This is a genomic window from Paraglaciecola sp., assembly GCF_051252315.1.
In the GTDB taxonomy this organism is placed as follows: Bacteria; Pseudomonadota; Gammaproteobacteria; order Enterobacterales; family Alteromonadaceae; genus Paraglaciecola.
On sequence record NZ_JBPOFP010000006.1, the window covers coordinates 35,225 to 49,999 of the forward strand.

Sequence of the window (14,775 nt, forward strand, 5' to 3'; positions counted from 1 at the left end):
TTGATAGATTATTAGATGTTTATCAATTATGGTTTAAATACTATTATTTAAAATGTGGTTATTTTATTTTAACCTATTTATTAGACGAAAAAGATTGGATGAGACATTTTTATGAAGCAGATCCTAGTTGTAATTGAACATATAAGTAATGTAAAAAGTATGCTGCAAAAGGCCGTAAAATTTGCTCCTCAGCAGATTACGGTTGTATGTTTTACATCCAGCCCACAGAGTAACAATTCAACGAAAATTACAGCTGACATAGAAAAGTTGATTAATGATACGTGTGAAACGGACATACTGTTTGACGCAGCCACAACAACGGCAGCAAAAAGTGAGTATTTAAATTCACTACAAGCAAAATCTCAATATGATCTCACACTGTTGTATAGACCACATATTAAGGACGCTGAATTAGACTTTTCCTTAGTAAAAGCAAGTCTACGTTCGCAAATGGAGTCGCCTATATTATTATGCGGTGATAATAAGTGGAAAGGCCAAACCAAATTACTTGCCACAGTTGATATCTTGAATGAAAGTGAAGATCAACAGTTACTTAATGACAAAGTATTAGATACAAGTAAAGATTTGTCTGAACCTTTAGCAGCAGACATCAATGTGCTAACTGTAATCCCCATATCTAGGTTTAAAAAAGAACTAGATATTACAGAACCTCATGCCGTCCTAGCGCAACAAGGGGCAGAGACAAAATCGAATTTAGATAAAATGATTTCGCAAACTAATAAGCTTAGTGATTATACAAGTCATGTAAGCGCCGGTTCTGTTTCTTCTGAGATAACCTCAGTCGCCAGTAAAGTTAAAGCTAGTATTGTTGTTATGGGCAGTGTCGGACGAACTGGCTTGAAAGGTTTAGTGATTGGTAATACAGCAGAGAAAATTTTAAAACGTTTGACTGTAGACACTATCATCGTTAATAAACAAAGTAATGTGTAAACCTTAGTAATAACCTTAATACATTATCGGCACGCTACGTTGATGAAACAGGCTAGAATTTTATTCACGTAGCGTGGCATCTATGCGCCAAGGAAGATTGGTTTAATTGCCGCAGTAAAACACAGGATGTAAGCCCAAGATATAAGTCTATAATATCAATTCGTAATAATTGACATTATTACGAATTGACTAGGTGTATTCATAACGTTAAGATCCCCTTCATGAAATATCATCCAATTACAGATTCCATCAAGCTTATACCTGGGCAACTAGCCATGTTAAACACAGCTGAGTTTGCACAGGTTTACCCTTCGCTTCATTTATACCTAGAGCAACTTGAGGATTCGGGCATTAACGCTAAACAAGATCTTCAGATGTTGTTGCAATTTTTAACCAATGTTATTGGTAGTTCTATTGGTACTCAAAACAGGTTTAGAAATGAAGCCGAACGTTTTATGTTGTTTTGTTGGAATGAAAAACAAATATCCTTAAAAGATGTTGGCGTTGATGAAATTAGAGAATACATAGACTGGATCTGGTCTCCACCAAAACGACTCATAGCAGATACAACCATAGCTAGTCGCTTTAAAGCCAAGGCCAAAACTGATGTAAGATTGGTTAATAATAATTGGCGACCTTTTGTTTTACGCCAATCAAAAGCAGATAGAAAGAACCAAGCGCTGATAACAGCAAACAAAAATGAGAAACCTAAAAATATTTACCAATTGAATCAAACTTCTTTACAGAACTCTTATGCATCTTTAAACGTATTTATCAAAGAACTGACTGAACAGGAATATCTTACTAGAAACCCCGTCTTGTTGGTTAAAAAGAGCTGTAAATACCTAGTCAAAGGCAGCGTTTATAAGGCGCCTCATACAATTGACGATGATATTTGGCAGTTGTTTATCGATACTCTGACTACCGCTGCTGATGAAAACCCTAATTATGAGAGACATCGATTCTTAGTGCTTTCTTTAAAGGTATTGTTCTTAAGAATTTCTGAGTTAGCTAAACGAGACTTTAGAACACCTGTTTTTGGGCACTTTAGTCAGGATTTGTCAGGCGAAGGTTGGGTGTTAAATGTGATTGGAAAAGGCAAGAAAGAGCGCTTAGTGACAGTTCCAGATGGGTTTATCGATAATGTTTTAACCCGATATAGACAGTTTTTAGGGCTAACTCCCCTGCCCCAAATTGACGAAAACATGCCGATTATGCCATCTAAAAAAACCGGAGAAGCATTACATCAAGACAGTTTAAATAACATGGTAGAAGAAGCGTTTGATTTGGTAATCAAACAATTAGTTAAGCAAGGTAAAACTCAACAAGCTCAGTCAATATCAGGCGCTTCGTCTCATTGGTTAAGGCATACCGGGGCAACACAAGCCTTAGGAGAAATCACCGAAACTATGTTAGCAGAAGAGCTCGGCCATGCGAGTGTTAAAACAACGGTAGAAATATATGTAGCACCAGCTCATCGAGATCGAATAAAAGCAGGCACTACACGTAAACTTTAAGTAGAATTAGCTGTCCCATGAAACCTTGTATTTTTCCGGGAAAGGGCCATCTTCGTAGTCCATTTCAGATACAGCTTGTAAATTAGTAAGGCACATTATCTGTTTTACCATCTCTGGGATCATCGCCATTCCAACGTATTTCCCTAAACAATCGTGAGATGCAAAACCATAGTTAAAGTTATGATACCAGTTACGATCAGGGTTAAACTCGTCAGGGTTATCGTTAGCATAATTATCAAACATAGCGGATTGAGTTAAGGTTAAGACGTTTGTTCCTTTGGCAATAGTTGTCTGTCTATCAGTACCTTTTGCAATGGTGTAATCGCAACTCGCCTGCCTAAACATATAAGGGCTAATGGGCACAAAACGCAATGCCTCCCATACCAAAGCATCAATCTGGCTATTATCTTCTTTTGATGCCGCGTCCTTAGCCTGTTTTAGTAGAGCCGGGTCCTCAATAAACATACGGATCACTTGAGCTACAGCTTGTGAAGTTGTTTCCACAGCCCCAATAAGCAAGCCACCCGCATTAGTGCCAATTCTTGTTAAAGGAAAATCAACTTGCTGGGCAAAACTAGTTCGTAACATACGTTTAACTATGTCATCTTTTAACACTATGGGCTCTTGTTTTGCAATAAATCGCAGCAAATTAATGACTTTAATTCCCATTCCAAAGATACGATCTTTTATTTTTACGGTGACAAGTTTCCTAACTATAAGTACTGTCATATAGTCAACTAACTCTTTTGAACATTTGTCGTGTTCGTTAACAATCCTTTTATATTTCTCTTCTGAATTTAAGTCGAAAGGTTGATTATGAAAGGTGTTGTACTGGTTCCAGAATGACCATTTTAATAGCTTTTCAGGGGAGATCCCATCCAGGCCGAAATATTCTTGCACCATAATCGCCGGTACCATTCTGCAATAGTTATCGACTATATCCAATTGACCGTTGGCGTCTTTTAAAATTTCCTTTGCTGACTTGGCTATACCTGCTCTTACTTTCGGGATATCGTCTCTGTTTAACATGCCTTGCATAATAGATTTTTCACGATAATGTAAAGCATCGTCATCATGGGCCATTAAGTAACCTTCTTCTGTATCAGTTACGCCCATTTTGGGTTTGTATAGGTCTACCGTGAATATCTTCGGCATCTGCAAACAATCGCGAACATCAGTGAACAAAGCTAACAATGTACATTCTGGTGTCACTAAAATAGGTCTTTGTTCACGTAACTGTTTAAAAAAGGGTAAGGGTTCTGTTTTCATCCATTTTTGTACTAATGGATATTTCTCAGAATCAGTAGCAGCGTCATATTCTTTTAAATAATCTTTAGTCATGTTCCTACCCTCTAAAGTGTCTTAATGTATTCAATTAAGTCCCAACGCTCACTTTCGTTCAGCGCTGGCAATACTTCACCGTTTAATTGAGGTGTTCTACCAGCTCCATATTCATGCCCTGTATTTTTATCACCTACACGAAGCGTTCTGTATCTAAACCCGTCGTAACCTTCAGTCCTAAAACCAATCTTAACGGGATCAAACTCTCGACTACCTACCATAAATTCGCTTGGACGCTCTTCTTGGGGGAGAAGTAAATCGTATAAACTAGGTACTGAACCATTATGTAAATAAGGGGCCGTAGCCCAAATTCCATTTAATGAGCGTGCTTTATAGGCAAGCAGTGAGTTATACGGAGATGAGGTGGTATCTGACTTATAGTTACCACTCTTAATGGTATTAGGAATAGTATTATCAAAGAAAGATGCGCCAATATCGTAAATTCTGTCTAACCATCGGCGTATAAACATTTTGTCTGCGTCAGGTGTGGCTATAACCCCTTTGGTCGCTGAGGTTAAAATTTGAATTACCGGAGCATTTTCTTCAATAACTAAATCTCCCACATCTGTAGCTTGTACAGTATGTTTTAGATTTCCAGATTTACCTGAATACGCCACTCCGTTAACAGCCGCGGCTTTATCAGTCCCAATAAAGTCAATGTCCGACATTTTGGCAACAACCAAACGATCCCAATTATTTCTATCTATAACTTCATGGCATGATTGGCAATATTTGGCGTAAATAACCTGGCCTCTCTCAGCTTTTTGCTTATCTATTTTTCCTAAAATTTCTTGTGGCCATACAGGAGACTTTAAACTTTTTAAGTGTGATTCTAAACGGCGCAAATTGGTCAAATCTATAGACGAAGTAAAATCTACCTGTTGTTTAAGTTTGTCTTGCCCTGTGAGCTTTGCTGATAAACTAAAACCATCTGTCTGGTGAGACGTCCAATCTAAGATGCCAAATACACCAATTACTTCACCAGTATTTCGACCTAATGGACCCACTCCTGAATTATTAGCCACCCCATTCCACTGCACATAATCTGATTGAGCAATGTCCCAAAGGAATGGATAACTTGTCGGCGCATTCGCTTCATTAAAAACTTGGTTTCTTACTCGTAATAAATTTCTTTGATTGAGACCAGGGTACCCACTTTCTTTTGAAGCAAGTCTCTCAAAAACCAAACCAAATTGTTTATCAACAATAATGTTTTCACCAATACCTTCTAATACATTTTCAATTTGTTGATTCGTTAAAATCCGTTTACCTGTTGGTGATACGGTTAATTTCATTGCCGTTGCTAGCTGAGGTTTATTAATCATGTGTTGTAAAACACGATTGTAAATGCGACCAAATGCGTCCAACCGAGCGTAGCCGTAATCTATGTGACTATGGTTGACAGTATTGTAAAGCCGAATTGTCCGAGTCCATTGTTGAAGACTTTCAATTACCTCTTCTTTAGTTGAAAAATCGTTATTCAATGCCAATACACTATCTACAAAACGGGCATTTTTATCTTGATTGTTTAAGGTGGCAAGCATGGACTTTTCAAGGCCTGATAAAAAGCCCACCATATCAGCCATGGCAGGCCCACCATCTATTCTAATAGCTTGGCCATTATAGTTAACTTGCCCTGTATGACAGGCTGCACAGGTATATCCCATGTAATCTTTGCCTTGGTAGGTTTCTTTTACAAACCCAACAGGAAACCCATCAGGGTTAAAGAATGTAGGCTTTTGAGGGAGGTATCGATAACGATCTATATTCTTGTTATCGCGAAATAAACTATTAGAGTCAGCCTGTTCTAAGGCGATAAAAATGTCATAGGGTAATAGCGCAGAGCCTTGGGTTGTATTGTAAAACCACAAACTGTCATTTGCAGACCAACCTTGTTCTAAATAGGTAGGTGTAGAATAGTTGTCTCCAAATGCTCCGTTTTCAATGGGGATAGCTCCTCGTGCGGGATCGTCGTCCCAGCCTTGGTAGGTCTTGCCAATGATTAATGCAATGATTGCCAAAAGGACTATGACAATTATTAGTAATTTTATATTTTTGATTAGATAAAATAGTGACGCGAAGATCTGCTGAAATATAGTAGCCATGACAAAATTCCCTCTGACATTAGTTATTATTTAGTGCTACTGCAATGTTTAAACACTTATAAAGTTAATACTAAGTGCAATGACTGTTTTCTACTCCCTTCGAAAACAATACACCTTTTGTTTGTTCTACCGAGTGAATTAACTGTTACCGATTAATTCAAAATCTCTAGAACCAATAAAACTAATTATTGTGTATTTACTTTAGACGAAACTCATTTGATTTTTAAGTAATTTTTTACTCATAGGCGAATAAAAATTCTACAACCTTGAGATTATGTTGCAGATTAATCAAAGCTAGATTTGTACTCGGCAATTTTTTCTTGGGCTTGTTCACCAAACAGTATTTCACATGCTTCGATTAATCCAGGATCAGATAATATATCGGCATTGCTTAGTACCAATGACATTTTAGAACGACGACGCAGGAAATCTTCTAACTTAGTTATCATTTCCCGCTGTGCTGCATGCTCTATTTCTACCCGCAAGTACTCGGAGTTTTTAATTAACAACTCACCATTTTTGGGATTCTCTCTTACCCTTTCTAACATGTTAATGGCATTACGGCCGTATCTTCGCCAAAACCTTTGAGTTAAGGGTTCTGAAGATGACTCTGGAGTTAATGCGTCAAAGTCCATAAGTTTAGCGCGATGCATAAACTCACGCTTTATGCTGTCATCGGGCTCGCCGTACCATTTTTGTTCGGAATACGTTAAAGGTATACCAAAGCTTTCGATGTTTTTTGCTACTTCATTGCCAACATTAATACAGTCAGTCAACTTTCCACCAAAAATAGATAGGTATTGGTTTTGCTGATTTATGTCAATGGCGTGTTTTCTGGATAGTTGTACCCAGTCTGCCTTACCCTCTTTGTCTTTAATCGCTAATGGTCTAACACCACAACGCTCAGAGATAATGTCGCTATTTACCAATGGTTTAGCTAAATCTAACAATTTGTTTGCATTATCTAGTACAAATTGGCGATCTTTGTCAGTCACATGGGTAACAGGATCACTCACTTGTGAATCTGTGGTGCCAATACAAGTGCGAGTTCCCATAGGGATAACAAAAAACAATCGCCCATCGTCAGCAAAGAAAGTTAATACTTTATTGTTTTTGGTGATCTTATTAACAATTAAATGAATGCCTTTCGAAAACAAGTGATTATGTTCTGTTCGTTCGCCAATCTTTTGATTTATTGAATCTACAAAGGGGCCACAAGCATTAACAATACAAGTGGAACTGAGCTTAAATTCTTCACCTGTGATGGAATCTTTTACTTGTGTGATCCATTTCGTCCCTACCCTTTTAGCCATTACAAGCTCTACATAGTTCGCCGCAATACAGCCGTAACTCATACTAGAGCGAATGAAGTTAAATACAAAACGTGCATCATTGTCGTACAGGTAACAATCTGAATATTCAAAGCCCCCAGTAACGTTTTGGGTATTGATGACTTTTTCCATTTGTTTAATTTTATTGGAGGTTAGATAGTTTGGCATTTTGGTAGAAAAGCGTCCCATTAACCAATACAAAATGGTCCCCAAATACACAAAGAATGGCGAAAATCTAAAGCCTTTTTGAATACTGGTTAAAAAACGAATTTCTTTAACGGTAGAAGGAAAACTTACCATTAAATGATTTCGACTTTTGCATAGTTTATTGACTAGTGAAAACTCGTAACTCTCTAAATATTTAATCCCACCCCATGCTAAATTTGATGAGTTAGAGCTAGTGGAACCTGCAAAATCGCCTTTATCAATAAGGGCTACTTTAACGCCTTTTGCTGCCAATGAAGCGGCTGATACTGCACCATTAATCCCTCCCCCCACTATGAGTACGTCAAAGTGTGTTTTAGATAGTTTAGTTAGATTACTGCTACGTAAATTTGACATTAATTATGGCTTTTATTGGTAATCTCTTCACTTCTCACTCTGCCGACTGCATCTTTCCAACCTTGGTAAAGTTTAGTTCTTAAGGCTTGATCCATGTCAGGCTTAAATATTTTATTGCATTTCCATAAACCAGATATATCTTTGAGAGATTCATAAATCCCCAAATGTAAACCACATAAAAAGGCAACACCTAAGGCTGTGGTCTCAGTTATATCAGACCTTTCTACGTTGATATCCAATACATTCGCTAAAAACGCCATTGTCCAATTGCTATTGGACATGCCGCCATCTACTCGTAATACACTTGGTTTTAGACCATCATGTTCCATAGCTAGTTGTAAGTCTTTGGTTTGATAACATACAGACTGCAAAGCGGCACTGGTAATTTGGTTTATGCCAGAGTCTCGAGTTAAGCCTAGAATTGCTCCTCTTGCATCTGCATCCCAATATGGCGCACCTAAACCGGTAAAGGCCGGCACCATATAAACACCATGCTCTATTGGAACTTGTTTCGCCATCTCTTCACTCTCGCTTGCATGGGATAAAATTTGTAGCCCATCTCGTAACCATTGCACTGTTGCACCCGCCATAAAAATACTGCCTTCAATAGCATACGTAACTTCGCCCTTTAATCGATAAGCAAGGGTGGTCAATAGTTTATTATTAGAGCGTAATGCCCTATTTCCTGTATTTTGCATGACAAAACACCCCGTTCCGTAAGTACTTTTAGTCATACCCGGTGTAAAACAAGCTTGGCCAACTAAGGCCGAATGTTGATCACCCGCCATTGCACATATTGGGATCTTTCTACCTAACCAATGTTCATCGGAGATACCAAAATCAGCTGCTGAGTCTTTAACTTCAGGTAACATAGATTTAGGAATAGAAAACAGTGCTAACAACTCAGGATCCCAACATTGTTGGTGGATATTAAAAAGCAGTGTCCGAGAAGCATTTGTTGCATCTGTACAGTGGGCTTTTCCTTCGGTTAATTTCCACAATAGATAACAATCTACTGTGCCGAACGCCAAATCTCCGTTCTCAGCCTTTTCTCTAGCACCTACAACATTATCTAAAATCCATCTTATTTTAGTAGCCGAGAAATATGGATCAATTAACAGACCAGTCTTATTAGTGACCATACTTTGGATTTCTGATTTACAAATGGAATCACAATATACTGCGGTTCTGCGGTCTTGCCAAACAATGGCTTTATAAATGGGCTCGCCAGTTAATTTATCCCAAACTAATGTCGTTTCTCTTTGATTGGTGATCCCTATTGAATGGATTGAATTGATATCAATATTGCTTTTATCAATTACTTGTTTACAGGAGTTTAAAACTGAAGACCAAATGTCACTTGGCTCATGTTCAACCCATCCGTCTTGAGGAAAGTATTGAGGAAATTCGTGTTGAGCCATGCCAATACGTATTGCGTTTTCATCAAATAACATCGCTCGGGAACTTGTTGTGCCTTGATCAATCGATAGAAAATAACCAGACATATCCGATGGCCCTTAGTCAAACTACTATTGGTTATTTGTAGCACAAAAAAAGCGTTAGTGACTACATAATATAAATGGAGTCAATAACGCTTTTTATTGAATAAGTGTTTAAATTAAAAGAACTACTTAACCAATTGATTCAGGGTGTAATACACTTTATCTACGCCCGTATGACGTCCATTTACATCTTTAAGTCCGGTAAAATCAACTTGTACAACCTTGTCTGCCACTAAAGGCATGTCAATCGTTACTGTACGTTGATCCTTAGATAAAGACACTTTACTCGGCGTGATTGGTGCTAAATTCATTTTAGGTGAACCATAGTTACCACTGTATTTATAATTCCAATCTTGTGCAGTAAAACTATCTAAAGTAACTGACTTAGCATCTATCTTGTCGGTAAAAGTTAATTTAAACCCCGTTTGGGTCAAATTAATACTATATAACTCAAATGGATTAGTGCCATCCCAGACAACTTTTTGTAAACCAAAAGGTTTGCCTCCTTTAGCACCCCACCCCCTTGCAGTTTGGCCTATCCAAAGTTGTCCTTTAATATCAAATTCAGCACGAATGTTGCCACTTTGAAAACCATTCATAAAGTTGATTACCGCGCCTTGGTATACGCCATTAACTTTATCCAATAACACTCTGAAAATATTAGACTGTGTTTGGTCTCCAATAAAAATTTGTCCAGAAAATGGCCCAAATTGACCTTTACTTATATCCCACGCAGGGTTTCCCGGTGAGTTAGCTACTTCAAGATGAGGGATATGTGCTACCGGTTTTTCTCGCATTTCATCAAATACTTCAACTGCAGTATTAGTGATAGATTCTTTGGTATAATCAGGGCGTTGTGCTAACGAAACAGGGTGTCCATAAAACTTACCTTCTTGTAAAAAATGAAAGGTAGAGGTAGGAACCCAGTCACCCTGATTATCCGTATAAAACAACTCACCTGTTGGACTACTTCCAATACCCGCAGGCGAACGTAATCCCCATGCATAAGGGCTAAATTCACCATCTTTATTAACTTTAAAAGCAAAACCTCGATAACCACCAGAACTCCCCATAGCACCCAGTGAAAAGGCGTTAGGATCACCATGGCTCAAGTTTAATGTACCGTAATAATTACCCTGTTTATCTTTAACTGGACCAAAGGTAAATTCGTGATAGTTATCATGGAAATCCCAGTCACCAGCCAGCATTAAATACTCGTCAGCTTGACCGTCATTATTAGTATCAATTAGGCGAGTAAACTCTGGTTTTTGGGCAACAATAATACTACCGTCATCATCAACTAATAAACCAGTAGGCTCATGTAAACCTTCAGCAAATTTTGTCCAGTTATCACCATTTAGTTTCCAAACATCGCCAAAACGTGTTGCCACATAAACGTCACCTGTGGGTGTAGAATCTAAGCCTGTAGCGTGAAACCTGACATCTTTTGGCGTTTCTATAGTGACAATACTATAACCATCTGGTTTATAATTGTTTTTTGGTGCACCTTGAGAATAAACCGTCGTAGAGGTTATTAATAACAAGGATAAACCTAATGTTTTCGTTATTTTGTTCATTGGGTTACCCACTATTTAGTTGAAACGTTAATTGAAAAAGATTTTTTATTAGGTTTAATAGTTAAACTATGACCCTCGATTTTTCCATCTGGACTACTCATAGTGACCTTGCCATTATTTGGCAGGTTAAAGACTAATGGCGAATTAAGATTGGATAACACTTGGTAATTTAGTGTCAAACCGTTATTGGAATGGTTAGAGGTGGTTAACTTGTAATCAACGTTATCTTGGCTATAGAAAAATGCTGGAACACCTGTGTTAGTCATCTTCTGATAACTGCATTTACCTGCACCTTTTGATGTAAACGAGTCATTTTTGTTAATCAACCAATCACCTAAAGCGATACTGCCATCTTTGCCTCTACTTTCTACATTAGGACCAACATTTAGTAGGTCTCCAGTCCAGAGTCCAACCACATCACAACTTCTGGTGTTAAAGGCATAATTTATCTTTTCAGGGAAACCAACAGAGATTGAATAGGTCGGTAGATTATGGATCTTTTTACGTTGAACGACAGGTTTGTTCTTTGCCAAAACATGAATCTTTTTATCCAACATTATTTTTTGACTACGAGTAGAAATACCAAATAACTTGATACCTAGATCTTCTGTGGTGACAAATAATGCTAGGTTTCTTTTCCAGTTTTTACTTATATCGCTACCCACAATATATTGAAATTTAATGTGCTGTTTACCTGGCTTTAAGGTCCATGTGGCACCATTTGGATTTTGTTTTGTTACTTCTTTACCGTCAATATGCAAAGTGGTCGGATTTAACTTCCACGCCTCAATATGCAATTTGCTGGGATCTTTAGGGGCATATAAATCGGCCTCAAATTCGATGGCATAATGTTTAATCTCAGGCATTTCAAAATCCATTAGATTTTTGGGTAAAGCGCCTGATTTGATTAACTTGCCGGCAGTTACCTGCCGATCGCTTACGTCGTTCATTTGATAAATTTTGTAAGTTAAGTTGGCTAAACCTTCTCTTTTTGACAGGATAAAGGCGGCCACGTTTTTTAATTGCTCATCGGAAAACATGGCACCAAAAGCAGGCATACCTTTACTATTAAACCCTTGTTTTATATTGGCCAAAATTGCGGAAGGGGCTTCACCGTGTACCCACTCACCGTCTTTCAAATTAAAGCCTGTGGCTCCAGTTAAATCTTTATTATGGCAAGCAGCACAAGCTTGCATATACAACTGTTCCCCAGCTTTAGTTGCTTTTGAGTTGTGACTTAGTGCAGTAAGAGACTCATCCTGAGTATTGGCTAAAGCGTTGCCAATACTTAGAGATATAACTAATGGAATTAATCCGAATTTTTTCATCTAATTGCCTTTAAAATTGCTATTTTGGGCGATTGAAAAACCTAATGTATTCAATACCCATTGTTAACAACAAAGTTACAATATTTACACCTGAATTTCTACATGCATATATAATTTCGTAAAGGCAATAGTGAAGTTAGATAATACTGAAACGAAATATAGGCAGGAATTTTACAATCAATTAGATGTAACGTCTGTGTTCTGCTAAATAACCTAATGACAAAAACACTCCGATGATGCAAACACCTCTATATTCGTGTGGGATCATTAGAATTAATTGTTTGACGTAAGGCGTGGCAATTACCAATAGAAATCCGTAACCAAAGGCACAGACTAAAACAAAAACTAGTGTGCGTATAATAAAGTGATAAGGACTGATCATACGTTTAATGTGTTTGTTTATTACATCACCATACACAACCAGTATTGTTGCAAGAATGGTGATTGAAATTTCAGAATAGTAAGGCGCTAACAGACGTGTGACGCCTGCCAATGCTTCTAACAACCATAGCATCTAGATCTCGCCACCTAATTCAGACAATAAATCTAACATGCCTTGTTCATTCAACACTTTTATTCCTAGGGATTCAGCTTTTGCCAATTTAGAACCGGCTTTTTCCCCGGCGACTAAACAACTGGTTTTAGCTGATACGCTACCGGCCACCTTAGCCCCTAGAGCTTGTAACTTTACTTTTGCTTCACTTCTACCCATTTGGTTCAGGGTGCCAGTTAAAACAAAAGTTTGTCCCTCTAGCGGAAGTGTTCCGGCTTCAATTTTTTCGATTACGGGCCAGGTGATACCGACTTCTAACAATTCATCAATCACAGAAAGGTTATGTTCTTCAGCAAAGAAATTAACTAAGTGTTGAGCCACAATTACGCCTACATCATCCACTTCTTGTAGGGCTTCAATATTTGCTTCTTTTATTTTGTCTAAACTACAAAAATGCATCGCCAGATTATTTGCAGTGGCCTCACCCACTTCTCTAATACCCAACGAATAGAGAAACTTCGCTAACGTCGTCTTCTTACTGTCTTCTAAGGATTTTAATAGATTAGCGGCGGATTTTTCTCCCATACGATCTAGATTAGCTATTTGAACTAGCTCCAACTTAAAGAATTCAGCGGGCGTTTTAACCAAATCTAGGTCAACGAGTTGTTCTATGATCTTGTCACCTAAGCCGTCAATATCAAAGGCCTTACGTGAGGCGAAATGCTTCATAGCTTCTTTTCGTTGAGCGCCACAATATAGTCCACCGGTACAACGAGCTACAGCTTCGTCTTCTAATTTTTCAATAGCTGATTCACATACTGGGCAGCTAGATGGAAACATTACATCTTTAACCTCTGTTGGGCGTTTGTCTAAAATGACAGAGCCAACTTGAGGGATCACATCCCCTGCTCTGCGGATGATCACAGTATCTCCAATTTTTAGCCCTAAACGTTCAATTTCATCTTGATTATGTAAGGTTGCATTAGAAACGGTTACACCGCCAACAAAAACGGGGGCTAGACGTGCTACAGGGGTAATTGCACCGGTTCTACCCACTTGAAACTCTACGTCCAGCACCTTAGTCATTTCTTCTTGTGCGGGAAATTTATGAGCTATAGCCCAACGTGGAGCTCTAGCAACAAAACCCAGAGATTGTTGTACATCGGTACTATCGACTTTAAACACTACACCATCGATGTCGTAATTTAATTTATCGCGTATATCTCCAAGGTATCGATAATAATCAAGGCAAGCCTCCGCTCCTTTAGCAGTTTGAAGTTCTTTGCTTAAAGGAAATCCCCATTCCGCCAATTGCTTTAACCTATCTGAATGATTGTTAGCAAAAGTCTGGTGCTCATTTTCAACTAATCCTAATGAATAGGTAAAAAACAACAATGGGCGAGTTGCAGTGATCCGAGAATCTAATTGCCGTAAACTGCCTGCAGCGGCATTTCGAGGGTTGGCAAAAACCTTTTTACCTTTTTCTTTTTGACTTTGATTGAGTTTATCAAATCCATCCTTACTCATAACGACTTCGCCGCGCACTTCCAGTCGCTCTGGATAACCACTGCCTCTCAACTTAAGTGGGATGTTTCGAATAGTACGTACATTGGTAGTGATGTTTTCACCAACCCGACCATCTCCTCGTGTTGCGCCCCTAACAAGTAGGCCATTTTCATATAATAAACTTACTGCCAATCCATCTAGCTTAGGCTCGCAGCTATAGGATATTTCACTTGAATCTTTTAAGCGATCTTGCATCCGTTTTTCAAAAGCATGGAATGACTCATGATCAAAAACGTTGTCTAAAGACAACATAGGTACTTCATGTTCCACTTGTTTAAATTCTGGCAGTGGTACGTCACCCACTTTTTGACTAGGAGAGTCAGAAGTGACTAATTCAGGGTATTCAGTTTCAATTTTAACCAATGCTAACATCTGCCTGTCATATTCAGCGTCAGGCACACTAGGTTCATCTAATACATAATATTGATGGTTATATTCGATGATTGTTTGTTTAATTTGTAGCAGTGTATTAATTGTGTCTTGCGAGGCTGCCATAAAAGCAT

General features: G+C 38.2%; 10 protein-coding genes. 2 read left to right on the plus strand and 8 right to left on the minus strand.

The window, feature by feature from the left end:
• The first annotated feature begins 111 nt into the window (after positions 1 to 111).
• Complete coding sequence (locus tag ACSHXM_RS01975; protein ID WP_435687043.1) at positions 112 to 951, plus strand: universal stress protein; 840 nt, start codon at positions 112 to 114, stop codon at positions 949 to 951.
• Positions 952 to 1,172: 221 nt separating this feature from the next.
• On the plus strand, positions 1,173 to 2,468 hold the full coding sequence (locus tag ACSHXM_RS01980) for a tyrosine-type recombinase/integrase (RefSeq protein ID WP_435687044.1): 1,296 nt from the start codon (positions 1,173 to 1,175) through the stop codon (positions 2,466 to 2,468).
• Between the two features lie 6 nt (positions 2,469 to 2,474).
• On the opposite strand, the gene ACSHXM_RS01985 is transcribed toward ACSHXM_RS01980, so the two are convergent.
• The 8 genes from ACSHXM_RS01985 to ligA form a co-directional block, all read right to left on the minus strand.
• Positions 2,475 to 3,809: a cytochrome P450 gene (locus ACSHXM_RS01985; protein ID WP_435687045.1), complete on the minus strand. Its 1,335-nt coding sequence runs from the start codon at positions 3,807 to 3,809 to the stop codon at positions 2,475 to 2,477.
• An 11-nt stretch (positions 3,810 to 3,820) separates the two neighbouring features.
• The gene (locus tag ACSHXM_RS01990; RefSeq protein WP_435687046.1) at positions 3,821 to 5,914 is read right to left on the minus strand and encodes a di-heme-cytochrome C peroxidase; all 2,094 of its coding nucleotides are present in this window, start codon (positions 5,912 to 5,914) and stop codon (positions 3,821 to 3,823) included.
• Positions 5,915 to 6,198: 284 nt separating this feature from the next.
• Positions 6,199 to 7,806, minus strand: coding sequence for an FAD-dependent oxidoreductase (locus ACSHXM_RS01995; protein WP_435687047.1), 1,608 nt, complete (start codon positions 7,804 to 7,806; stop codon positions 6,199 to 6,201).
• Positions 7,806 to 9,311, minus strand: coding sequence for a glycerol kinase GlpK (gene glpK / locus ACSHXM_RS02000; RefSeq protein ID WP_435687048.1), 1,506 nt, complete (start codon positions 9,309 to 9,311; stop codon positions 7,806 to 7,808). The genes ACSHXM_RS01995 and glpK overlap by 1 nt, the downstream gene beginning before the upstream one ends.
• A gap of 122 nt (positions 9,312 to 9,433) precedes the next feature.
• Positions 9,434 to 10,885, minus strand: coding sequence for a DUF7133 domain-containing protein (locus ACSHXM_RS02005; protein ID WP_435687049.1), 1,452 nt, complete (start codon positions 10,883 to 10,885; stop codon positions 9,434 to 9,436).
• Positions 10,886 to 10,896: 11 nt separating this feature from the next.
• Positions 10,897 to 12,213 (minus strand): c-type cytochrome, encoded by a 1,317-nt coding sequence (locus tag ACSHXM_RS02010; protein ID WP_435687050.1) that lies wholly within the window; start codon positions 12,211 to 12,213, stop codon positions 10,897 to 10,899.
• A gap of 181 nt (positions 12,214 to 12,394) precedes the next feature.
• Positions 12,395 to 12,727: a DUF3392 domain-containing protein gene (locus tag ACSHXM_RS02015; RefSeq protein WP_435687051.1), complete on the minus strand. Its 333-nt coding sequence runs from the start codon at positions 12,725 to 12,727 to the stop codon at positions 12,395 to 12,397.
• On the minus strand, positions 12,728 to 14,767 hold the full coding sequence (ligA, locus tag ACSHXM_RS02020) for an NAD-dependent DNA ligase LigA (RefSeq protein WP_435687052.1): 2,040 nt from the start codon (positions 14,765 to 14,767) through the stop codon (positions 12,728 to 12,730). It lies immediately after the preceding gene.
• Between the last annotated feature and the right edge of the window lie 8 nt (positions 14,768 to 14,775).

Bases quoted from the DNA above. Each gene is read 5' to 3' on its own strand.
- ACSHXM_RS01975 (WP_435687043.1), top strand. From the start codon at position 112: ATGAAGCAGATCCTAGTTGTAATTGAACATATAAGTAATGTAAAAAGT.
- ACSHXM_RS01980 (WP_435687044.1), top strand. From the start codon at position 1,173: ATGAAATATCATCCAATTACAGATTCCATCAAGCTTATACCTGGGCAA.
- ACSHXM_RS01985 (WP_435687045.1), bottom strand. From the start codon at position 3,809: ATGACTAAAGATTATTTAAAAGAATATGACGCTGCTACTGATTCTGAG.
- ACSHXM_RS01990 (WP_435687046.1), bottom strand. From the start codon at position 5,914: ATGGCTACTATATTTCAGCAGATCTTCGCGTCACTATTTTATCTAATC.
- ACSHXM_RS01995 (WP_435687047.1), bottom strand. From the start codon at position 7,806: ATGTCAAATTTACGTAGCAGTAATCTAACTAAACTATCTAAAACACAC.
- glpK (WP_435687048.1), bottom strand. From the start codon at position 9,311: ATGTCTGGTTATTTTCTATCGATTGATCAAGGCACAACAAGTTCCCGA.
- ACSHXM_RS02005 (WP_435687049.1), bottom strand. From the start codon at position 10,885: ATGAACAAAATAACGAAAACATTAGGTTTATCCTTGTTATTAATAACC.
- ACSHXM_RS02010 (WP_435687050.1), bottom strand. From the start codon at position 12,213: ATGAAAAAATTCGGATTAATTCCATTAGTTATATCTCTAAGTATTGGC.
- ACSHXM_RS02015 (WP_435687051.1), bottom strand. From the start codon at position 12,727: ATGCTATGGTTGTTAGAAGCATTGGCAGGCGTCACACGTCTGTTAGCG.
- ligA (WP_435687052.1), bottom strand. From the start codon at position 14,767: ATGGCAGCCTCGCAAGACACAATTAATACACTGCTACAAATTAAACAA.